The sequence below is a fragment of the Devosia sp. UYZn731 genome (assembly GCF_040546795.1).
GTDB lineage: Bacteria > Pseudomonadota > Alphaproteobacteria > Rhizobiales > Devosiaceae > Devosia.
This window is the reverse complement of record NZ_JBEPOL010000002.1, coordinates 499,730-519,117: the sequence shown is the minus strand read 5'-3', so window position 1 is coordinate 519,117 and position 19,388 is coordinate 499,730. Positions and strand designations below refer to the sequence as shown.

Annotated in this window: 19 protein-coding genes; 14 read left to right on the top strand and 5 right to left on the bottom strand. The window is 62.4% G+C overall.

Annotation, left to right across the window (positions count from 1 at the left end; translation table 11 throughout):
* The first annotated feature begins 27 nt into the window (after positions 1-27).
* From ABIB57_RS06965 to ABIB57_RS06945, 5 genes are read left to right on the top strand one after another with little or no spacing between them, the layout of a single operon-like run.
* Complete coding sequence (locus tag ABIB57_RS06965) at positions 28-987, top strand: ABC transporter permease (protein ID WP_354039456.1); 960 nt, start codon at positions 28-30, stop codon at positions 985-987.
* Entirely contained in the window at positions 987-1,826 is an 840-nt protein-coding gene (locus ABIB57_RS06960) for an ABC transporter permease (RefSeq protein WP_354039454.1), read from the top strand. Before ABIB57_RS06965 ends, ABIB57_RS06960 begins: the two co-directional genes overlap by 1 nt.
* Complete coding sequence (locus tag ABIB57_RS06955) at positions 1,823-3,553, top strand: ABC transporter ATP-binding protein (RefSeq protein ID WP_354039452.1); 1,731 nt, start codon at positions 1,823-1,825, stop codon at positions 3,551-3,553. Before ABIB57_RS06960 ends, ABIB57_RS06955 begins: the two co-directional genes overlap by 4 nt.
* Positions 3,550-4,542, top strand: a complete 993-nt coding sequence (locus ABIB57_RS06950; RefSeq protein WP_354039450.1) for a serine hydrolase domain-containing protein — start codon at positions 3,550-3,552, stop codon at positions 4,540-4,542. Before ABIB57_RS06955 ends, ABIB57_RS06950 begins: the two co-directional genes overlap by 4 nt.
* A gap of 9 nt (positions 4,543-4,551) precedes the next feature.
* Entirely contained in the window at positions 4,552-5,667 is a 1,116-nt protein-coding gene (locus tag ABIB57_RS06945) for an anhydro-N-acetylmuramic acid kinase (protein ID WP_354039448.1), read from the top strand.
* Here the strand turns inward: ABIB57_RS06945 and ABIB57_RS06940 are convergent.
* The 3 genes from ABIB57_RS06940 to ABIB57_RS06930 all read right to left on the bottom strand — a co-directional run bounded on the left by ABIB57_RS06940 (position 5,664) and on the right by ABIB57_RS06930 (position 7,328).
* Positions 5,664-6,086 (bottom strand): GNAT family N-acetyltransferase, encoded by a 423-nt coding sequence (locus ABIB57_RS06940; protein WP_354039446.1) that lies wholly within the window; start codon positions 6,084-6,086, stop codon positions 5,664-5,666. The two genes, ABIB57_RS06945 and ABIB57_RS06940, sit on opposite strands and share 4 nt — an antisense overlap.
* Before the next feature lie 69 nt (positions 6,087-6,155).
* Positions 6,156-6,503, bottom strand: coding sequence for a DUF2200 domain-containing protein (locus tag ABIB57_RS06935; RefSeq protein ID WP_354039444.1), 348 nt, complete (start codon positions 6,501-6,503; stop codon positions 6,156-6,158).
* Positions 6,504-6,584: 81 nt separating this feature from the next.
* Complete coding sequence (locus ABIB57_RS06930) at positions 6,585-7,328, bottom strand: hypothetical protein (protein ID WP_354039442.1); 744 nt, start codon at positions 7,326-7,328, stop codon at positions 6,585-6,587.
* 319 nt (positions 7,329-7,647) lie between these two features.
* Here ABIB57_RS06930 and ABIB57_RS06925 point away from each other — a divergent pair, with 319 nt between their 5' ends.
* The 7 genes from ABIB57_RS06925 to ABIB57_RS06895 all read left to right on the top strand — a co-directional run bounded on the left by ABIB57_RS06925 (position 7,648) and on the right by ABIB57_RS06895 (position 14,512).
* The gene (locus ABIB57_RS06925; protein WP_354039441.1) at positions 7,648-8,139 is read left to right on the top strand and encodes a GNAT family N-acetyltransferase; all 492 of its coding nucleotides are present in this window, start codon (positions 7,648-7,650) and stop codon (positions 8,137-8,139) included.
* Positions 8,139-9,164: a beta-N-acetylhexosaminidase gene (gene nagZ, locus ABIB57_RS06920; RefSeq protein WP_354039439.1), complete on the top strand. Its 1,026-nt coding sequence runs from the start codon at positions 8,139-8,141 to the stop codon at positions 9,162-9,164. Before ABIB57_RS06925 ends, nagZ begins: the two co-directional genes overlap by 1 nt.
* A gap of 65 nt (positions 9,165-9,229) precedes the next feature.
* Entirely contained in the window at positions 9,230-10,855 is a 1,626-nt protein-coding gene (locus ABIB57_RS06915; protein ID WP_299725430.1) for an ABC transporter substrate-binding protein, read from the top strand.
* A gap of 83 nt (positions 10,856-10,938) precedes the next feature.
* Positions 10,939-11,916, top strand: a complete 978-nt coding sequence (locus ABIB57_RS06910) for an ABC transporter permease (RefSeq protein ID WP_354039437.1) — start codon at positions 10,939-10,941, stop codon at positions 11,914-11,916.
* A 3-nt stretch (positions 11,917-11,919) separates the two neighbouring features.
* Positions 11,920-12,807, top strand: a complete 888-nt coding sequence (locus tag ABIB57_RS06905) for an ABC transporter permease (protein ID WP_354039435.1) — start codon at positions 11,920-11,922, stop codon at positions 12,805-12,807.
* Complete coding sequence (locus ABIB57_RS06900; RefSeq protein WP_354039434.1) at positions 12,804-13,613, top strand: ABC transporter ATP-binding protein; 810 nt, start codon at positions 12,804-12,806, stop codon at positions 13,611-13,613. The genes ABIB57_RS06905 and ABIB57_RS06900 overlap by 4 nt, the downstream gene beginning before the upstream one ends.
* Entirely contained in the window at positions 13,610-14,512 is a 903-nt protein-coding gene (locus tag ABIB57_RS06895; protein WP_354039432.1) for an ABC transporter ATP-binding protein, read from the top strand. The genes ABIB57_RS06900 and ABIB57_RS06895 overlap by 4 nt, the downstream gene beginning before the upstream one ends.
* Here the strand turns inward: ABIB57_RS06895 and ABIB57_RS06890 are convergent, their stop codons facing one another.
* Together ABIB57_RS06890 and ABIB57_RS06885 are read right to left on the bottom strand one after the other, a co-directional pair.
* Positions 14,513-14,818, bottom strand: a complete 306-nt coding sequence (locus ABIB57_RS06890; protein WP_354039430.1) for a dihydrofolate reductase family protein — start codon at positions 14,816-14,818, stop codon at positions 14,513-14,515.
* Positions 14,819-15,105: 287 nt separating this feature from the next.
* The gene (locus tag ABIB57_RS06885) at positions 15,106-15,834 is read right to left on the bottom strand and encodes a C40 family peptidase (protein WP_354039429.1); all 729 of its coding nucleotides are present in this window, start codon (positions 15,832-15,834) and stop codon (positions 15,106-15,108) included.
* Between the two features lie 627 nt (positions 15,835-16,461).
* On the opposite strand from ABIB57_RS06885, the gene cysD reads away from it, so the two are divergent.
* Positions 16,462-17,355 (top strand): sulfate adenylyltransferase subunit CysD, encoded by an 894-nt coding sequence (gene cysD / locus ABIB57_RS06880; RefSeq protein WP_354039699.1) that lies wholly within the window; start codon positions 16,462-16,464, stop codon positions 17,353-17,355.
* A 13-nt stretch (positions 17,356-17,368) separates the two neighbouring features.
* Positions 17,369-19,249 carry a sulfate adenylyltransferase subunit CysN gene (gene cysN, locus ABIB57_RS06875; RefSeq protein WP_354039428.1) on the top strand — a complete coding sequence of 627 codons (1,881 nt, stop codon included), beginning with the start codon at positions 17,369-17,371 and terminating at the stop codon, positions 19,247-19,249.
* Positions 19,250-19,388 lie beyond the last annotated feature (139 nt).

Here is a 19,388-nt window from a genome sequence, read left to right as displayed (position 1 = left end):
CCCGCCTCACTACCGGTAAGTGCCAATATGAACTATCTCGTGCAACGGCTGCTGACGTTCCCGCTGGTTCTGCTGGGGGTATCGCTGCTGGTGTTCTTTGCCATAAGGCTCGTGCCCGGCGACGCGATCATCGCGATGCTGGGCACCGAAGCGGGCCTGTTGACGGATGCGCAACGGGCCTCGCTTGCCGCGTATTTCGGCATCGATCAACCGGTCATCGCGCAGTACGGCCGCTGGCTTGTCGGGCTGTTCGACGGCAATCTCGGCATCTCGACGACCTACGGCAAGCCGGTGCTCGAGGTGATTATCGCCCGCTTTCCGCTAACGCTCGAGCTGGCGCTTTTGTCGATGGTGATTGCCCTGGCCGTTGGCCTGCCGGCCGGCGTGTTTGCCGCAACGCGCGCCGATCGGCCGTCCGATCTGGTGGTGCGGCTGTTCGCGATGCTCGGGCAATCAACGCCGAGCTTCGTCATCGGGCTGGTGCTGATCTATCTGCTTTCGGTGAACTTTCACGTCCTGCCGGCAATGGGCTCGTTCACGCCACTGTTCCAGGACCCCTTGGGTAATCTGGCGCAGATGATCCTGCCGTCGATTACGCTGGGCTTGGGCTTTGCGGCGGCGGTGACCCGCATCTCTCGATCGGCGATGCTGGATGTGCTGAGCGACGACTATGTCCGTACGGCGCGAAGCAAGGGCGCGTCGCAGCGCGATGTGGTTTGGCGGCACGCATTGCCCAATGCGCTGATCCCGGTGGTGACGCTGAGCGGCGTCGAGTTCGGCTACCTGCTCGGCGGCGCAGTGATCGTCGAGCAAATCTATGCCCTACCAGGGCTTGGCCGGCTGACGCTCGATGCGATCTCGCAGCGTGATTATGCGCTGGTGCAGGGCGCTGTTCTGTTCATCGCCTTCAACTTCCTTGTCGTGAACCTCCTGGTCGATCTCGCCTATGCGGCGCTCGATCCCCGCATCCGGCTCGGGGGCAAGTGATGGGTTTGCTCAACGCGGTGCGGAGGCACCCTAGTGGCCGTATCGGCGCGGCGATCATCTTGCTGTTCCTCGTCGTGGCGGCATTGGGCGCCATCGGCCTGACGCCGCACGACCCATTGAAGCAGTATGTGATCGACCGGTTGAAACCGCCGAGCGGCACCTATTGGTTCGGCACAGACCTGCTGGGTCGCGACACTTTCAGCCGCCTGATGCTCGGCATCGGCGAGTCCTTCCTCGTTGCATTCGCATCGGTTGCGGTCGCCGCGACGGCCGGCACGGTGATCGGGCTGTTTGCCGCCTGGTGGGGGCATCTCTGGGACGGCATATTGATGCGGATCATGGATGTGCTGCTGGCATTTCCGGCGATCCTGTTCGCACTGCTTATCGTCGCGATCCAGGGCCCCGGTGTCCTGACCAGCATCACGGCAATCGGCATCATCTATACGCCCATCTTTGCCCGCGTCGTGCGGGCGCCCGCGCTCGCACTCAAGGCGCGTGAGTTCGTCGAGGCAGCACGCACCTTCGGTAGTTCGCAGCGCTACATCCTGTCACGCCATCTGCTGCTCAATCTGGTCGCGCCGCTGACGGTACAGATCACGCTGGCGCTCGCTTGGGCCCTGCTGACCGAATCCGGGCTCAGCTTCCTGGGCCTCGGAACACAGCCACCGGCGCCGTCGCTGGGCGTAATGCTCGCCGAGAGCAAGTCGATGATGACGCGCGCGCCATGGCTGATGGTGTTTCCCGGCCTCACCATCATGCTCGCGATCCTCGGCTTCAACCTGTTCGGCGACGCGCTGCGCGACATTCTCGATCCGCGCACGCAGGAGAGGTCGGCATGATGCCGCTGCTGTCGGTCAAGGACCTGCATGTCGGCTTCGGCCGTGATCCCAAGGCCAACGAGGTGGTCAAGGGTGTGAGCTTTGATCTGGCGGCCGGCGAAACGCTGGCCATTGTCGGTGAGAGCGGGTCGGGCAAGTCCGTGACGGCGCTGTCGATCAACCGGCTGGTCGATTTCGGCGGCGGCCGGATCACCAGCGGCGCGATTACGCTGCAACGGGGCGATGGCACTGTTCTCGACGTCACCAAGGCTGACGAGTCGGCGCTGGTCCGGGTGCGCGGCAGCGATATCGGCATGATCTTCCAGGAGCCGATGACCTCGCTCAATCCCGTCCACACCGTGGGCGCCCAGATCGAGGAAGCCTTCAAGCTCAATCGCGGTCTCACCGGCAGTGCCGCGACCCGGGCCGCCAAGGAAGCGCTGGAGCGGGTGCGCATTCCCGATGCAGCGCAGCGGCTCAAATATTATCCGCATCAGCTTTCCGGCGGCATGCGCCAGCGCGTCATGATTGCCATGGTGATCGCCAGCAATCCGCGCCTCTTGATCGCCGATGAGCCGACCACGGCGCTGGACGTGACCGTGCAGGCGCAAATCATGGCACTGCTGGCCGAACTGCGCAACGAGCTCGGCATGTCGATGGTTTTCATCACCCACGATATCGGCCTCGTCGCCGGCATCGCCGACCAGATCATGGTGATGCAGAATGGCGTCGCGGTGGAACAGGGCGCCTTAAACGCCGTCCTCGACAATCCCCAGCACGACTATACGCGCCACCTGCTCAAGGCGGTGCCCCACTTCAATGGTGGCCGTGCGGTCCGCAGCGATGGCAGCCGCGCAGCGGGCGCCGCACCCGTGGTCACGGTGGACAATCTCGTCGTACGATTTCCCGCAGCCAAGGGACTGTTCGCTCGTGCCGCCGGGGCGGTACATGCCGTGGACGGTGTCAGCTTCGATCTGGTCCCCGGAGAAACGCTCGCCATTGTCGGCGAAAGTGGCTCAGGTAAATCGACTACGGCGCGGGCCATCCTAGGCCTCGTCAGCACGACGCGCGGCCGCATCGACAGAGCCTCGGGCCGCAGTCCCCGTCCTGTGCAGATGGTGTTCCAGGATCCCTTCGCCTCGCTCAATCCGCGGCTTAATGTCGAAAGCCTGTTGGCCGAGCCCGCCATCGCGGCAGGGCAGCGGCGAGATGCCAAACTGCGCGAGCGCATGACCTTCCTGCTTACCCGCGTCGGCCTGCCCGAAGATGCGCTGGTCCGCTATCCACACCAATTCTCCGGCGGTCAGCGCCAACGCCTCTGCATCGCCCGCGCGCTCATGCTCAATCCTGAAGTGGTCGTACTCGACGAGGCCGTCTCCGCCCTCGACGTTTCGGTCCAGGCGCGCGTGCTCGATCTGCTAATCGATCTGCAACGCGAATTTGGCCTGGCTTACCTGTTCATTTCGCATGATATGGCCGTGGTTGAGCGCATCGCCCATCGCATCGCAGTGATGTATGCCGGCCAACTGGTGGAGATCGGCGATGCGGCCTCGGTACTGTCCGATCCGCAGCACAGCTATACCAAGCGGCTGATTGCGGCCGTGCCGGCCATCGAACGCCGCAAGCAAGTATTCACCGTTGATGCCACGCAGGTGCCGTCACTGGTGCGTCCGAAGGGCTACGAGCCTCCGCCGCCGCAATGGCGCGAGGCTGGCCCCGATCATCGTGTTCGTCTGGAGACAGCATGAGTTCAGCTCAAGCCGTCCTCGACCGGGCCTTCGCTCCTCTTCAGGCGGCGGTGGAGGCCAAGCGCATTCCTGGCGGTATCCTTGGGGTGATCGACGCCGATGGCCAGCGCGCGACGCGCGTTATCGGCTCGGCCCAAATCGTTCCGGCGCAACGGCCGATGGCCGAGGATACCTGGTTCGATCTCGCCTCGCTGACCAAAGTCATCTTCACCACGCAGCGCATTCTGGCGCTGGCGGAAGCGGGCAGCCTCGATCTCGATGCGCCGTTGATCTCGGCAATCCCCGATTTCCGGCAATACGATCCCAATGCATGGGAGCGCAAAGTCACGTTCCGCCAATGCCTTGGCCATGAGACGCCGTTTCCCGGCGTTTTTCCGCTCTACACGTATGGCAGCGATGCAAACCGGCTGCGTGCTTTCGTCCTGCAGCACGAGTGGCCTTCAGGTCCGCCGGTCTATTCGGACATCAACTTCATCTTGCTCGGCATCGCGCTGGAGCGGCTGGAGGGCCGCGCGATCCGCCAGATGGACCCCGGTCGGGGCTTCGCCTGGTCCGCCGATCCGGCACAGGCGGCGGCCACCGAGTTCGATTCCTGGCGCAACCGCGTTGTGGTCGGTGAAGTGCATGACGAGAACTGTTTTGCACTGCAGGGCTCGGGTCATGCCGGGCTGTTCGGCACGGTTAGGTCCGTGCTCGATTTCGCCCAGGGACTGCTGGCCGGGCAGGGCGCTTCGGCCCTCATTCGAACGCCGGTGTCGGACCGCCGCACCCATGGCTGGGAACGCTCCCATGATGGCTGGTCGGGCGGGGATAACTGCTCGCCCGAGACCATCGGTCATACTGGTTTCACCGGCACCGGGCTGTGGATCGATTTCGCCAGGGGCAGCGCCTGGACGCTGCTGACCAATCGCGTCCATCCCACCCGGCATTTCGATAGCGGCATTGTGGCTTTGCGCCGTGCAGTCGGCGATCTCATCAACCAAGGCTAGGAGCGTTTTATGGACCAGATCTGGACCGTGGGCCTGATGACGGGCACTGTGCTCGACGGCAATATCGATGTCGCCATGCTCAAAACCGATGGCGAGCGTGTGGAGAGCTTCGGGCCCTATACGCTGGCGCCCTATCCTGCTTCGATCCGCCGCCTGCTGGAGGAAACGCTGGCGCAGGCGCGGAAATGGAATTTCGAGGGTGCCGACCCAGCGATCTTCGCCGAGGCTGAGGAGGCGTTGACCCGCGCGCAATCGGCTGCGGTGCGCCAACTGGTCGAGGCCAATGGCATGACCATGGCCGATATCGGCGTCGTCGGATTTCACGGCCAATCGGTGTTGCATCGCGCGCCACAGCCGGGCCGGATTGGGGCCACCCGCCAGCTTGGCGATGGGGCGTTGATGCACAGGCTGCTTGGCGTCAAGGTGGCGTATGATTTCCGTTCAGCCGATGTGGCCGCCGGCGGGCAGGGCGCGCCGCTTGCGGCGATCTATCATCAGGCGCTGCTGCGTGGCCTTGGAGCGAAGGGCGATATCGCGGTGCTCAATCTGGGCGGTGTCGCCAATGTCACCTGGTGGGACGGCGCCGATACGCTGATCGCCTTCGACGCCGGCCCCGCCAACGCGCCGATCAACGATTTCATCAAGGATCTCGGCCTGGGAGAAATGGACCGTAATGGCGAACTCGCACTGCGTGGCGAGGTCGATGAGCCGCGGCTGAAGGAGTTGCTGAAGCATCCGTATCTATCGGCGCCTCATCCAAAATCCCTTGACCGGTTCGACTTTCTATCCACCATGGCCGATGGTCTCGGGCCCGCCGACGGCGCGGCGACGCTGACTGCCTTTACGACCAGCGCAGTAGGCAAGGCGCTCGATCTTCTGCCGCAACGTCCTGGCAAGCTGGTGGTCTGCGGTGGCGGGCGGCATAATCCGGCGATCATGGCCATGCTGCCGGTTCGCGCACATGTCGACGTCGTGCCCGCCGAGGCTGTCGGCTGGCGCGGGGATGCGATCGAGGCAGAATGCTTTGCGTTTCTGGCGACCCGCGTTATTCGCGGCTTGCCGATCAGTTTCCCATCGACCACCGGCGCGCCATTTCCTTTGCAGGGCGGCCGTGTCGCTGGCTAAAGCGGCTTCTGCAAGAAGGTGCGGGTACGGCCAGGTGGGAAGTTGGCTAGTTCGCCGAATGTCAGATAGCCTTGCTTTTGGTAGACTTTTAGCGCGACCGGGTTGAACGTATCAATATAAGCGGCGTGACAACCGCGTTTGCGCGCTTCGGTCTCGGCCGCCTCCAGCATTTGCCCTGCCATGCCTTGCCCACGCAGCGCCTCGGCGATCCAAAGCCATTGCACATAGAGCCAGCCCCAGGCGGTGTATCCCGAAATGCCACCGACGATGGCATTGGTCTCGTCTCGCGCCAGCACGGTGACTGCAAGCCGTCCGGATGGGCCGACATCGGCTTGGTTGAACGCCGCCAAGCCATCGCCGATCGCCGCCAGCTCGTCCGGCATCGCCTCTGCGGCCACGGTGATCGTTGTCGTGCTCATGATATCCAATCAGGTGTTAGCAACAAGGTACGCTGGTAGGAGCCAAGTTTGGCGGTCCCAGCCAGGCGTCTACGTGGTTCTCAGGATTTTCTCCATCGCCTTCCCTTTGGCAAGTTCGTCGACCAGTTTGTCCAGATAGCGGATTTCCCGCATGGTGGGTTCCTGGATATCTTCCACCGCACGCCGCAAACGACTCCCCAGGGACCGCGAGGCGTTCGTCTCGGGCGCCTGGGAGAAGAAATCCTCAAAACTTGTCTTCTTTGCCAGCTCGCCGTCCAACGTTTCCCGGCTATGCCCGGTCAGCCAGCAGATGATTTCGTCGACCTCTGCCTTGGTCCGCCCCTTCTTCTCGGCCTTGGCGACATAGTGCGGATAAACGCTGGCGACGCTGACTGCAAAAATGCGATGGCCGGTCATTTTCCCATCCTCGTCGTTGAATGATCATGCGGACGGGAGCCTTGAGTCAAGCGAACCACGCCGACGCGCCGGAGCATGCCTCTAGGTCGCTAGACCTTCACCGCCGACCACGACTTTGCCGCGCCGCCGGGTCGTCGCTTCGGCGGAAGACTTTTCTACATGCGCGTCGCGGTTGATAACTTGCAGGTTGGGCAGGCCCCAATAATTCAGCAGCGTTGGCCAGTCGGTGTCGCGATGTTCATGCCACACCCGGAACAGCGGCGTGCGGTGGTCGACTTCGGACGTTCGCAGGAGCCTTGCGCCACTTGTCGCACAGCGCCGGGTTTGCAGCTTGCGCAGCAGTTTGGCGTGGTTGCTGGGCGCAGTCCACATCTGCCAGGCGGTAACGCAGGCTGTGTGCCAGACGGCGTTCTTGTTGGGGCCCTTGCCCCAAAGGTCGACGTGCCAGCCAAGTCGGTAGACGGGTTGGCCGCAGACCACGCAATGGCCAGGCCCGCGCGAAAAGGCCTGCTGGCGATAGGGCGCCGGTGGCATGCGAAAACTGGGGGCGAGATCGGGTTCGTCGGCTGACCTAAGTCGCCACGTCCAGCCTTCGGGTGTTCCGCTCTTGGCCGCAAGGGCGCGCGCCAGCCGGTCGGCCCGCAGGGGATGCGTCCGCCAGTAGCTGTCGACGGCGAGCCTCGGCGTCGGCGGGGTCCAGCGTCTGGCCATTGCGTGCGTCAGCACAGCCTCCGGAAATACCTCCGGCAGAGCCTTGTTGAAACGCAGCAGCGCCCGCTCGTTGCGCAGCGCCAATGTCTCGGCCATCTTCATGGCGAAGAACATGCCACGCGAGGCGTAAACGCTTCGGAAAGCCGCGGTGTGCTTTGCGCGTCATCTAGTCGCTCAGCGGGCCATGATGGTGAAGCCCATAGTCGCCAAAGCGGCATAGGCGGTCGGGAACAGGAGCACCATTGGCGCGGCGGCCGCATTTGAACAGGCAGATGTTCAAGTTCACGTCGCGCAGTCAGGCCAACACGAGACGTCATCGCGGTGAATCGACGTCCGCTATGCCCTCGGGGCGGGATAGGGCAGAATGTGCGTGGACCCCTTGGATTGCGTCGCGTATTCCTAGTGACAGGAATCAAATTGGTTCGTTTTGTCCATGGATTGCCTGGTAAACCTCTATTCTCAGCGGATGACCGCCCTGGCGGAGCGGGTCGAGAACGTTAATGCGACGATTCGCATTGCGCTCCCGCCGGAACTGCATTTCGTCCAGTCCTGGGTTCGGGAGCATTTCAGCGAGTACTGGGTGAGCGAGGTGACGGTGGCCATGTCGCATCGGCCGCCGGGTTGCCTCGTCGCCGTCGTCGACGGCCAGCTCATCGGCTTCGCCTGCTACGATGCCACGGCGCGCGGCTTTTTCGGGCCGACCGGGGTCGCCGAAAGCCAGCGCGGCAACAAAATCGGCTTAGCACTGTTCTATCACACGCTGGCCGCGATGAAGGCGCACGGATATGCCTACGCAATCATCGGTTCGGCCGGGCCGGTGGATTTTTATGTTAAGGCGGTGGGAGCGGTGCCGATCGAAGCAGATAAGGAAGATATTTATCAGGGCCTGCTGCGCGTCCGGCCCAAGCCGGAGGCCGACGCGTAATGGCGTCATCAACGCCGCTTGCCTTGTTCGTCGGAATGCCGGGGCTGGAGCTTTCGGCCGACGAAATCGCCTTCTTCCGCGAGGCCAACCCATTCGGGCTGTTCCTGTTCCGGCGCAATCTCGACAATCCCGAGCAAGTGCGGCGCCTGTGCGCACAGTTCCGGGACGCGGTGGGGCGCGACGATGCCCCGGTCTCCATCGACCAGGAAGGCGGGCGGGTCCAGCGTCTCAACAATGGCAAGTGGCCGAGCTTCCGCAGCTTGGGCGAATTCGGTGCGCTGGCGCGTAAGGATTTGGAACTTGGCAAGCGCGCCATGCGGTTCTCAACGCAGGCCATGGGATCGCTGATGGCCGACCTGACCATCGACAGCGGCACGACGCCGGTGGTCGACTTGGCCCGCAAGGGCACTCACGAGGTGATCGGTCAGCGCTCGTTCGGGGACGATCCGGACCTCGTCATCACCATGGCGCGCGAAGTCATCAACGCCATGCTGGAGGCCGGCGAATTGCCGGTGATCAAGCATATTCCGGGCTACGGGCGGGTCACGGTCGATCCGCATTTCGACTGTCCGGTGGTCGATGCCAGCCGCGAGGACTTGCGCGACACCGATTTTCGTCCCTTCATCGCGCTGCGGGATACGCCCTGGGCCATGGTTGCACACCTGATCTTCAGCCAGATCGATCCCGAGCGCCCGGCCTCGGTTTCGCCCCTGGTGTGCGAGCTGATCCGCAAGGACATTGGCTATGACGGGGTGATCATTACCGATTGCCTGACCATGGAAGCCCTCAAGGGCACTTGGGCCGAACGTGTCACCGCCGCGCTCGATGCCGGCTATGACATTGCCCTCCACAGCCAGGGTGATTTGGCGGCCAGCCAGGCCGCGGCCAGGGCGGCGCGCCCGCTCAGCCAGGAAAGCTTGGTGCGGATTGCCCGCGGTCAGGCCATGCGCGGCGCCAAGCGGGTGGACATTGCCGCTCTACACGCCGAGGTTGAGCAGATCTTCAAGGAGAACGGCATCGCTTGAGCGATGTTCAGATGCAGAGGAGAACAGCAGTGCTGAAGAATAAAGTGATCCTGGCGGCTTCCGCCATGGTTCTGGCGATGGCCGCAGCGCCTGCCAGCGCCCAAGCGGTGCTGACAGTCAGTTCCGAACAGACCACGACCTGGGTTCGCAATTTCAACCCGTTCAACCAGACCTCTGCCCGCGCCACGACCAAGGACTTCATCTACGAGCCGCTGGCGATCTTTAACCGCCTCGCCGGCAACAAATGGGAATACCGCCTGGCCGAAAACTTCGAACTGGCGGACGATCTCAAGTCGATCACCTTCACCTTGCGCGACGGGCTCAAATGGTCCGACGGCGAGCCCCTCACCGCGGATGACGTGGTGTTCACCTACGGCTATCTCAAGAAGTTTCCGGCCCTCGATTTCTCCTCGGTGGCCCCCCTGATGGCATCGGTTGAAAAGGTGGATGACAAGACCGTCCGCTTCAACCTGGTGCAGCCCAATTCGCTGATCGCCACCACCATCGTGGGCATGCCGATCGTGCCAGAGCACATCTGGAAGGACATCGCCGATCCGGTGACCTTCGCCAACGAGACGCCGGTCGGTTCCGGTCCGCTGACGGAGATCACCCGTTTCACCCCCCAGGTCTATGAGCAATGCCGCAACCCCAATTACTGGGACGCGGCGAGCCTGCATGTCGATTGTATCCGGCTACCCCAGCTCGCCGACAACCCACAAGTCCTGGCGGCGCTGGCCGATGGCACGCTCGATTGGGCGACGAGCTTCATCCCGGACATCGACAATACTTTCGTGGCCAAGGACCCTGAGCACAACAAGTACTGGTTCCTGCCGTCGAGCCTTGTCGCGTTCACGCTCAACTTCGAAAGTCCGGACGCGAATAACAAGAAGGCCTTCAACGACGTGAACTTCCGGCGTGCGGTCAGCATGCTGATCGACCGGCAGACCATCATCGACATTGCCGGCTATGGCTATCCGGTGATCAACGAAGATCCCGCCATGCTGGGCGAGTTCTACAAAGCCTTCGGCAATCCGGAAGTGGCCACCCAGTTTGGCCAATACGGCAAGTTCGACCTCGATGCCGGCGTGGCCCTACTGGAGAAATCCGGCTATGTCGACAAAGATGGCGACGGTTTCCGCGATAACCCCGATGGCACGCCGATCGCAATCGATATCGAAATCCCCAATGGCTGGACCGACTGGATCGACGCCACGCAGATCGCCATCGAAAGCCTGAAGCAGGGCGGCCTCAACGTGAAGATGAGCACGCCCGAGGAATCGGTTTGGGCCTCCGACCTGATCGACGCGAAATATTCGATGTCGCTCAATGCAATCGCATCGGCCGCCAATCCATATTTCCCCTATATCCGCTCGTTCAATCCTGCCGATTTCGGCAAGAGCCGCTTCTCGGCCCAGCGCTGGACTGATCCTGAAGTGATCGACATGCTCAACAAATATACCCAGGTGAAGGACCCGGCCGAGCAGAAGTCGATCATGGATGCGATCCAGCTCAAGGTGGCTGCGGCCATGCCGGTGATTCCGGTCTACAACAGCCCTTCGTTCTATCAGTACAGCACCAAGCGCTTTACCGGCTGGGCCAGCGCCGACAATCCCATCACCTCGCCGGTGATTTCCAATGCCAATCCAGGCCGCCTGATCCAACTGCTGGCGCTACGTCCAGTTGCGCCATGACCTGAACCGACCTCACGTGAGGGCGCGTCACAGCGCCCTCACTCTGCTTCGAAGCACGCGACCCTCGGAGGAACACGTATCCAATGGCCTTTCTGCTCCGGCGCGTGGTGTTTTATCTGGCGGCGTTTATCGCCGCAGCCACGATCAATTTCTTCCTTCCCCGCCTGATGCCGGGCGATCCGATCCAGATCATGTTTTCCGGTGCCGGCTCCAACCTGTCGATGGAAAACCTGAACGCCCTCAAGCTGACCTTCGGCTTCATCGACGCCCCGATCGGCCAGCAATATCTGCATTATCTGCAAAGCGTGTTCACCGGCGACCTCGGCCGTTCGATCAAGTATTTTCCGTTGCCGGTCACTGAGCTGCTGGCGCGCGCACTGGTGTGGACGCTGGGTCTCGTCGGCAGCGCTACCATCGTCAGTTTCGTGCTCGGTACCCTGCTCGGGGTGATGGCCGCCTGGCGCCGCGGGACGCTGTTTGACTCGGTGGTGTCGCTGCTGTCTATCTTTTCCAGTTCCGTGCCCGCCGTGGTCATCTCGCTGACCATGCTGTTCGTCTTCGGCTACAGCCTGCACTGGTTTCCGAACGGCTATGCCGCCGATCCAATGCTCGATCCGGCCTTTGGCTGGGCCTACATCTCCAGCGTGATCCATCATGGCGCGCTGCCCATGTTCACCATGGTCATCGTGCTCACCGGCGGGTTCGCCGTGACCATGCGCAACAACATGATCAACCTGCTCGGAGACGACTACATCGTCATGGGCCGTGCCAAGGGGCTCAGCGACAACCAGGTCATGCTCTGGTACGCCGCCCGTAACGCGCTGCTACCCACTGTGTCGGCCCTGGCCATATCCGTTGGCGCGATATTGGGCGGCTCGCTGGTGACCGAGGTGGTGTTCAACTATCCGGGCCTGGGCAATATGCTCTACCAGGCCATCCTCGCCCGCGACTATCCGGTGATCCAGGGCCAGTTGCTGATTATGACCGCGGCTATGCTGGTCGCTAACTTCGTTGTCGATCTGAGCTATGTGCTGCTCGATCCACGCCTGAAAAAGGCCTGACCGATGCAACTGTTTTCCCAACTCGTGCAGAACAAGAAGGCGCTGGTGGGCGTCATCATTCTCGCCGTCATCCTGCTCGTGGCCATCTTCGCGCCGTTCCTGAGCGAGTATAGCCCCACCCAACGCGTGGGCCGTCCGCATCAGCCCCCGTCGCTCGATCACTGGCTCGGCACGACGCGCCTCGGCCATGACGTCTTCACCCGCCTGATCTACGGTGCCCGCGTGTCGCTGGCCGTCGGCTTCGGGGCGGGCCTGATGATCACCCTGGTCGGCACCGTGCTGGGCATCATTGCCGGATACAGGGGTGGCGTGGTCGACGAGATCATCAATTTCTTCACCAATCTGGTGCTGGTCATCCCGAACCTGCCGCTGCTGCTGGTGATCGCCGCATTTGTCGGCCAGGCGAGCCCGCCGGTCATCGCGGTCATCCTGGGACTCACATCCTGGGCCTGGGGCGTGCGCGTCACCCGCTCGGAAACGCTGTCGATCCGCCAGCGCGACTACGTCAAATCCGCCGAAATGCTGGGTGAGCCAAGCTGGCGCATCATGGCTTTCGAGATTTTCCCGAACCTGATTTCCATCGTCGGCATCAACTTCATCGGCAGCGTCATCTTCGCCGTCATCAGCGAGGCGACGCTGGAATTCCTCGGCCTGGGTGACCCCAACACGGTGTCCTGGGGCATCATGCTCTACAATGCCCAGAACGCCTCGGCCCTGTCGGTTGGCGCGTGGTGGGATCTGCTGTCACCATGCTTCGCGCTGGCCCTGCTGGGCCTTGGCCTCGCGCTGATCAACTTCGCCATCGACGAAGTCGCCAATCCGCGCCTGCGCACCGGCGGCATGCTGGGTCGCTGGACACGAATGGTTCGTGCCGGGGAGGGCAAGGTATGAGCGTCCTCTCGGTTCGGAACCTTTCCATCGACTATATCGGCGCAAAAACCGTGTTCCACGCCGTCAAGGACGTGAGCTTCGATATCGCACCGGGCGAATTCTTTGGCCTCGCGGGAGAATCGGGCTGCGGCAAGTCCACCATCGCCTTCGCCATCAGCCGCCTGCATCGCCCGCCGGCGCTGATCCGGACCGGCAGCCACATTCTGGTCGATGGGCGCGACGTGCTCGAGCTCGACGACGCCGAACTGCGCAGCTTCCGCTGGCGCGAGGTGGCGATGGTGTTCCAGAGCGCGATGAACTCGCTCAATCCGGTGCTGACCATCGAGGACCAGTTCTACGACGTGCTCAACACCCACACGGGAATGTCGCGATCGGCGGCTCGGGAGCGAGCGGCCGAACTGCTTGGTCTGGTGGACATTCCGACCGATCGATTGTCGGCCTATCCGCACCAACTCTCGGGCGGGATGCGCCAGCGCATCGTCATCGCCATCTGCCTGGCGCTCAAACCCAAGCTCATCATCATGGACGAGCCGACCACCGCGCTCGATGTCGTCGTGCAGCGCGAAATCCTGCAACGCATCCACAAACTGCGCCAGGAGCTGGGTTTTTCAGTGCTGTTCATCACTCATGACCTGGCCCTGATGGTGCAGGTGAGCGACCGCATCGGCATCATGCTCGAAGGCGAACTGGTGGAAGTGAACGACGCGCAGACCATCTATCGTTCACCAAGCCACGACTACACGCGAAAACTCTGGGCTTCGATGCCGCGCCTGCACGGCGAGCAGATTGCGCAGGACGCAAAATGAGCGACACCACCCAGATCATCGCCCTCGACAATGTCTCGAAGATCTTCGGTCGGGCAGATGCCCGTGTCTATGCCGCGCGCTCGATGTCATTTGCCCTCCATGCCGGCCGCACCCTTGCGCTGGTGGGAGAGTCCGGCTCGGGCAAGACCACCGCTGCCCGCCTCATCATGCGTGAGTATCGGCCGGACGAAGGGCAATTGCTGTTCCGCGGCATCCCGGTCGGCAATGACAGTCTCAGGGCCTATCGCGCCTCCGTACAAATGGTGTTTCAGGACCCCTTTTCGTCGCTCAACCCAACCCATACGGTTCGCTACCACCTTGAGCGGCCGTTGCGTCTGCATCAGCCTGGGCTGGGTTCGGCCGAACGGCGGGCGGCAATTTCGGAGCTGCTTGAGCGGGTCAAGCTCGACCCGGTATTGATCGCGACCAAATACCCCCATGAGCTGTCCGGCGGTCAGCGCCAGCGCATCAGCATCGCCCGCGCGCTGGCGGTCAATCCCGAGGTTATCGTCGCCGACGAGCCGACCTCCATGCTCGACGTCTCGGTGCGCTTGGGCATCCTCAACCTGCTGAACGACATGAAGCGGCAACTGGGGCTGGCAGTGCTCTACATCACCCACGACATCGCCACGGCCCGCTATGTGGCCGAAGACATCATGGTTATGTATGCGGGCCAGATCGTCGAGTGGGGCGCCACGGAAAGCGTGCTGGGCAATCCGCAACACCCCTATACAAGGCTGTTGCTGTCCGCCGTTCCAGATCCCGACCGTCGCTTCGCCGACACACGGTTTGAGGACGAACTGAGCCAGATCGACATGATCCGCCGGCAATCCGCCATCGCGCAATCCAATGTGCGCGAGATCGCCCCGAACCACTTCATCCGCCCGATGCCGGCCTAGCTACCGGCGCAGCTCATACCGCAGTGCCACGGCTCCGGAACTCAATTGCTGCTGACCCACGAGCTTCAGGTCGAGGGGTTTCGACAGACCCGCGAACGGCGTTGGCCCGTGGCCTGCCAGCCGCGGATGCACCAGGAATTCATACTCGTCGATCAGTCCCAGCTCTGCCAAGGCCAGCGGCAGCTTCACGCCGGCCACATACAACCCATTGCCCGGTTCTTGCTTCAGTTGCCGGACGGTATCCTCCAGGCGATCACCCCGGATGAGCTCGGCATTCCAATCGACTTGCCCGAGCGTATCGGACACGACGTACTTCTTGGCCGCGTTGATAGTCCGCGCGAAGGGCCGCATCCATTCGGCCAACCAGTCGGGCCAGATTTCGTTTCCGCCGGTTCCCGGAAAGCACCCTCCATCATCTCGTACATGACGCGGCCAAAAATCAGCGCATCGGCCTGCTCGATGATCCGGGCCGAGTAGTGATGCATCTCCTGATCCGGCTCGACGGCATTGTGATCGACGCAGCCGTCGAGGGTGACATTGATCGAATATCGAAGCGGTCGCATTGGTCGGAGGTCCTCCCCATTGTTCTCCGGTCAAATCCGTCTATAGGCCGTCGGCTCCCCGCCGCCACGGGCGGTGGTGCGCGCGATGGCCTCGGCCAGCGGTTCGATCACCACGGCCATATGGGTGGCATTGGCGTGGACGATATCGGTCGCGCTGGTCATGATCGCCACATGGCCGCGCCAGAACACCAAGTCGCGGCGCCGCAATGTCTCCACCGGCTCGCCCATCGCCGCCTGCTGGTCGCTGTCGCGTGGACAGGCTCGACCGCTGGCGTAAAACGCCTGTTGCACCAGCCCGGAACAGTCCAGCCCCAGGCTTTCGCGCCCACCCCACTGGTAGGGCGCGCCGACGAAGCGCTGGGCGACCCCAGCGTAATCCGTCTCAGGCTGGCCGATGGGCGCGAGGTGCTCCTCAACAAACCAGCCGCCCGACGTCTTGATGAAACGACCATCCTGTCCTTCGGCGGTTAGCAGCGCGTTCATCGAATAGAGCCCTATGGGCGCAGCCTTTATGCTGGGCGCGCTAAAGCCGTAGGTGCGCAGCGCCCGTACCGTGTGGGTCGGGGCGGTCGCCTGCCCAATCAGCGTCGCGGTCTCGACATAGCCGACATAGCCGTCGCGTTTCGCCTGCCCGAAGGCCCAGCCATCAGCCTCGTCCAGCACCTCGAACAGCTCGCCGAATAGCAACTGGTCAAGTTGCTCGGCATCGGGCGAGGGCGCGCGGCGCAGGGCGGAAGAGGGGGTGTTCGTCTGTCGCATGGTCGTGTCGACGTAGCGAGTAGCCGGAATGATCCCTTCCAGGGACCGGGCGGCAATCCCGTCGCGGGCCAAGGTCAAACGGGGATCAAACAAAGCGGGCCCTCAACGCGGCGCGGACGACCCGGCTGCCGTGCGCCACTGCGCGCGGCTGGCTCGTCATGGTATAGAGGTTGGACATATCGAGACGTTAGCTTGACCACCGCGTTCTGTCACCACAGAACCCCTTTGGATTTTACACCTGACCTTGAAATCAGGTTCTCTGCTTCGAACCCTTCGCAGACATCAAGTATTCCGGCGGATGTCCTTGCTACGTCTACAGTCATTTCAAGGCAACAGGCCAATAAGTTGATTTAGTTTGTAGATTTAAAGTTGCGGCGACGTGAAACTTTTTTTCTAACTGCGGATCGAACGACGTTGGCGGGTCACTCTAGTGCAGGGCTACGTGGATAATTCGGCCACGTTCGCGCCTCGGCTTGGTGCATTATTCTGAACGCCCTGAGGGCGCTGGCCGAAACGCCAGTTTGGCCTTGCTCGCCGGGCCTTCCGCGCCTAACCACCAAGGCCAAAGGCGCTCGTGACCAGTGAGCGAAAAGTTCAGCCGGGGATGGCCAATTGACGTCCGACAAAATGACCCACTTGCGCGCGCTTGAGGCCGAGAGCATCGAGATCATGCGCGAGGTCGCCGCCAGTTTTGAGCGGCCCGTGATGATGTATTCGATCGGCAAGGATTCCAGCGTCCTGCTGCATCTGGCGCGCAAGGCGTTCTTTCCCAGCAGGATCCCGTTTCCGCTGCTGCATATCAATACTACCTGGAAATTCCACGAGATGATCGCGTTTCGCGATCGGATGGCCGAGCAATATGGGTTCGACCTGATCAGTCACACCAATCCCGAGGGATTGGCGCAGGGCATCAATCCGTTCGATCACGGCTCGTCGCGGTTCACCGATATCATGAAGACGCAGGCACTGCGGCAGGCGCTCAACGCCGGCCGCTATGATGCGGCGATCGGCGGGGCGCGCCGGGACGAGGAGAAGAGCCGCGCCAAGGAACGCGTGTTCTCCCACCGCAATGCCCAGCATGCATGGGATCCCAAGAACCAGCGGCCCGAGCTTTGGCGGGTGTTCAATACCCGCCTCAACCCCGGCGAGAGCATGCGGGTGTTTCCGATCTCGAACTGGACCGAGCTGGATATATGGACCTATATCTATTCGGAAAACATCGAGATTCCGTCGCTGTATTTTGCCCGCAAGCGGCCGGTGGTCGAGCGCTCGGGCACGCTGATCATGATCGACGATGACCGCTTCCGCTTCGAGCCGGGCGAAAAGCCGCATGACGATGTCGTGCGGTTCCGCACGCTTGGCGACTATCCGCTGACCGGCGCCATTCGTTCGACCGCCGACGATCTGCCTTCGATCATCATGGAAATGCAGGCCAGCCGAACCTCCGAACGCGAAGGGCGCCTGATCGACAGCGACTCCGTGGGCTCGATGGAGAAGAAGAAGCAGGAAGGCTATTTCTGAGATGACGCTCTCGATGGCAACGCCGGATACCGATCTCGACCTGTGGCTTAGCCAGCAGACCGACAAGTCACTGCTGCGGTTTTTGACCTGCGGCAGCGTCGATGACGGCAAATCCACGCTGATCGGTCGGCTGCTCTATGACAGCCAGTTGATCCTCGATGACCAGTTGGCGAGCCTCAAAAAGGAAAGCCGCAACCGTACCACCGGTGACGAAGGCATCGATTTTTCGCTGTTGGTGGATGGCCTGACAGCCGAGCGCGAGCAGGGCATCACCATCGATGTGGCCTACCGCTTCTTCTCGACCGACAAGCGCAAGTTCATCGTGGCCGATACGCCCGGCCACGAGCAATACACCCGCAACATGGCGACCGGCGCGTCCAATGCCGAGCTGGCGCTGGTGCTCATCGATGCGCGCAAGGGCGTGCTGACACAGACGCGGCGGCACAGTTTCATCCTGTCGCTGATCGGGGTGAAGCATGTCGTGCTGGTGATCAACAAGATCGACCTGGTGGATTATGACCAGGCGGTGTTCGACCGTATCGACGCGGAGTATCGAGCCTTCGCTGCGCCGCTGGGCTTTAAGACGCTGGCGGCTATCCCGGTTTCGGCACTGCGTGGCGACAACATGCTGGCGCAGAGCAAGCATACGCCCTGGTATAGTGGCCCGTCACTGGTGCCGTACCTGGAGACCATCGACGTCAGCGAAGACCTGTCAGCGCAGCCGATGCGGTTTCCGGTGCAGTGGGTCAATCGACCAAACCTGGATTTCCGTGGGTTTTCCGGCACGGTGGCATCCGGCCGGGTTGCCGTCGGCGATGATCTGTTGATTGCCGCCTCGCGCAAGCCGGCCAAGGTAGCGCGGATCGTTACCATGGATGGCGATTTGACATCGGCGCTGGCCGGGCAGGCGGTGACGCTGGTGCTGGATCGCGAGGTCGATATTTCGCGCGGCGACGTGCTGACCCATCCGGGCGAGACGCCCGAATTTTCCAACCAGTTCCAGGCCCGCGTGGTCTGGATGAGCGAAGAGTCGGCGTTTCCGGGGCGCTCTTATCTGCTCAAGATCGGCTCGCAGACCGTACCGGCGACGATCACCGATCTCAAATTCCGCACCAACGTCAACACGTTGGAGCAGACGGCAGCGACCAAGCTCGATCTCAACGAGGTCGGCACGCTGACCATCGCCACCGACAAGCCGATCGCTTTCGACGCATATGCTTCCAATGCCCTGACCGGCGGCTTCATCCTGATCGACCGGTTGTCCAACGCCACGCTGGGTGCGGGCACCATCGAATTCGGCCTGCGCCGCGCTCAGAACCTGACGTATCAGTCCTTCGACGTAAACCGCGAAGTGCGCGGCACCATGAAGGGGCAAACACCGCAGGTGGTGTGGTTCACTGGCCTGTCGGGTTCAGGCAAGTCGAGCATTGCCAACCTGATCGAAAAGCGCCTGACCGCCGAGGGTCGCCACGCCTATATTCTGGATGGCGACAATGTGCGGCATGGGCTCAACAAAGATCTGGGCTTCACCGAAGCCGCGCGTGTCGAGAATGTCCGCCGCGTCGCTGAAGTGGCCCGGTTGATGGCCGATGCTGGCCTCGTGGTATTGGTATCGTTCATCTCGCCCTTCGCCAAGGAGCGGCAGTTGGCGCGCGAGATCGCCGGCGATATTCCGTTCACGGAGATCTATGTCGACACGCCACTGGAAGTGTGCGAAGCGCGCGATCCAAAGGGGCTTTATGCGCGGGCGCGGGCAGGGGAGATCAAGAATTTCACCGGCATCGATTCCCCGTTCGAGCCGCCCAAGACGCCCGACATCGTGCTGCATGGCGCGATCAGCACGCCGGAGGAATTGGCCGAGCAGCTTTACGCCAAGCTGGTGTTTGCGCGCTGAGGCTTCTACACCTTTCCCCTTTGGGGGAGAGGTCGGCGGGCAGCAACGGGTGAGGGCGCCTTCCCGCAGCACCTCACCCAGTAAAGGCCCCCTCACCCGACCCAAGAGGGGTCGACCTCTCCCCCTGAGGGAGAGGTGA

What these genes read in the sequence shown, in the direction of transcription:
- ABIB57_RS06965 (WP_354039456.1), top strand. Translation starts at nt 28, where the DNA reads ATGAACTATCTCGTGCAACGGCTGCTGACGTTCCCGCTGGTTCTGCTG.
- ABIB57_RS06960 (WP_354039454.1), top strand. Translation starts at nt 987, where the DNA reads ATGGGTTTGCTCAACGCGGTGCGGAGGCACCCTAGTGGCCGTATCGGC.
- ABIB57_RS06955 (WP_354039452.1), top strand. Translation starts at nt 1,823, where the DNA reads ATGATGCCGCTGCTGTCGGTCAAGGACCTGCATGTCGGCTTCGGCCGT.
- ABIB57_RS06950 (WP_354039450.1), top strand. Translation starts at nt 3,550, where the DNA reads ATGAGTTCAGCTCAAGCCGTCCTCGACCGGGCCTTCGCTCCTCTTCAG.
- ABIB57_RS06945 (WP_354039448.1), top strand. Translation starts at nt 4,552, where the DNA reads ATGGACCAGATCTGGACCGTGGGCCTGATGACGGGCACTGTGCTCGAC.
- ABIB57_RS06940 (WP_354039446.1), bottom strand. Translation starts at nt 6,086, where the DNA reads ATGAGCACGACAACGATCACCGTGGCCGCAGAGGCGATGCCGGACGAG.
- ABIB57_RS06935 (WP_354039444.1), bottom strand. Translation starts at nt 6,503, where the DNA reads ATGACCGGCCATCGCATTTTTGCAGTCAGCGTCGCCAGCGTTTATCCG.
- ABIB57_RS06930 (WP_354039442.1), bottom strand. Translation starts at nt 7,328, where the DNA reads ATGTTCTTCGCCATGAAGATGGCCGAGACATTGGCGCTGCGCAACGAG.
- ABIB57_RS06925 (WP_354039441.1), top strand. Translation starts at nt 7,648, where the DNA reads ATGGATTGCCTGGTAAACCTCTATTCTCAGCGGATGACCGCCCTGGCG.
- nagZ (WP_354039439.1), top strand. Translation starts at nt 8,139, where the DNA reads ATGGCGTCATCAACGCCGCTTGCCTTGTTCGTCGGAATGCCGGGGCTG.
- ABIB57_RS06915 (WP_299725430.1), top strand. Translation starts at nt 9,230, where the DNA reads ATGGTTCTGGCGATGGCCGCAGCGCCTGCCAGCGCCCAAGCGGTGCTG.
- ABIB57_RS06910 (WP_354039437.1), top strand. Translation starts at nt 10,939, where the DNA reads ATGGCCTTTCTGCTCCGGCGCGTGGTGTTTTATCTGGCGGCGTTTATC.
- ABIB57_RS06905 (WP_354039435.1), top strand. Translation starts at nt 11,920, where the DNA reads ATGCAACTGTTTTCCCAACTCGTGCAGAACAAGAAGGCGCTGGTGGGC.
- ABIB57_RS06900 (WP_354039434.1), top strand. Translation starts at nt 12,804, where the DNA reads ATGAGCGTCCTCTCGGTTCGGAACCTTTCCATCGACTATATCGGCGCA.
- ABIB57_RS06895 (WP_354039432.1), top strand. Translation starts at nt 13,610, where the DNA reads ATGAGCGACACCACCCAGATCATCGCCCTCGACAATGTCTCGAAGATC.
- ABIB57_RS06885 (WP_354039429.1), bottom strand. Translation starts at nt 15,834, where the DNA reads ATGCGACAGACGAACACCCCCTCTTCCGCCCTGCGCCGCGCGCCCTCG.
- cysD (WP_354039699.1), top strand. Translation starts at nt 16,462, where the DNA reads ATGACCCACTTGCGCGCGCTTGAGGCCGAGAGCATCGAGATCATGCGC.
- cysN (WP_354039428.1), top strand. Translation starts at nt 17,369, where the DNA reads ATGGCAACGCCGGATACCGATCTCGACCTGTGGCTTAGCCAGCAGACC.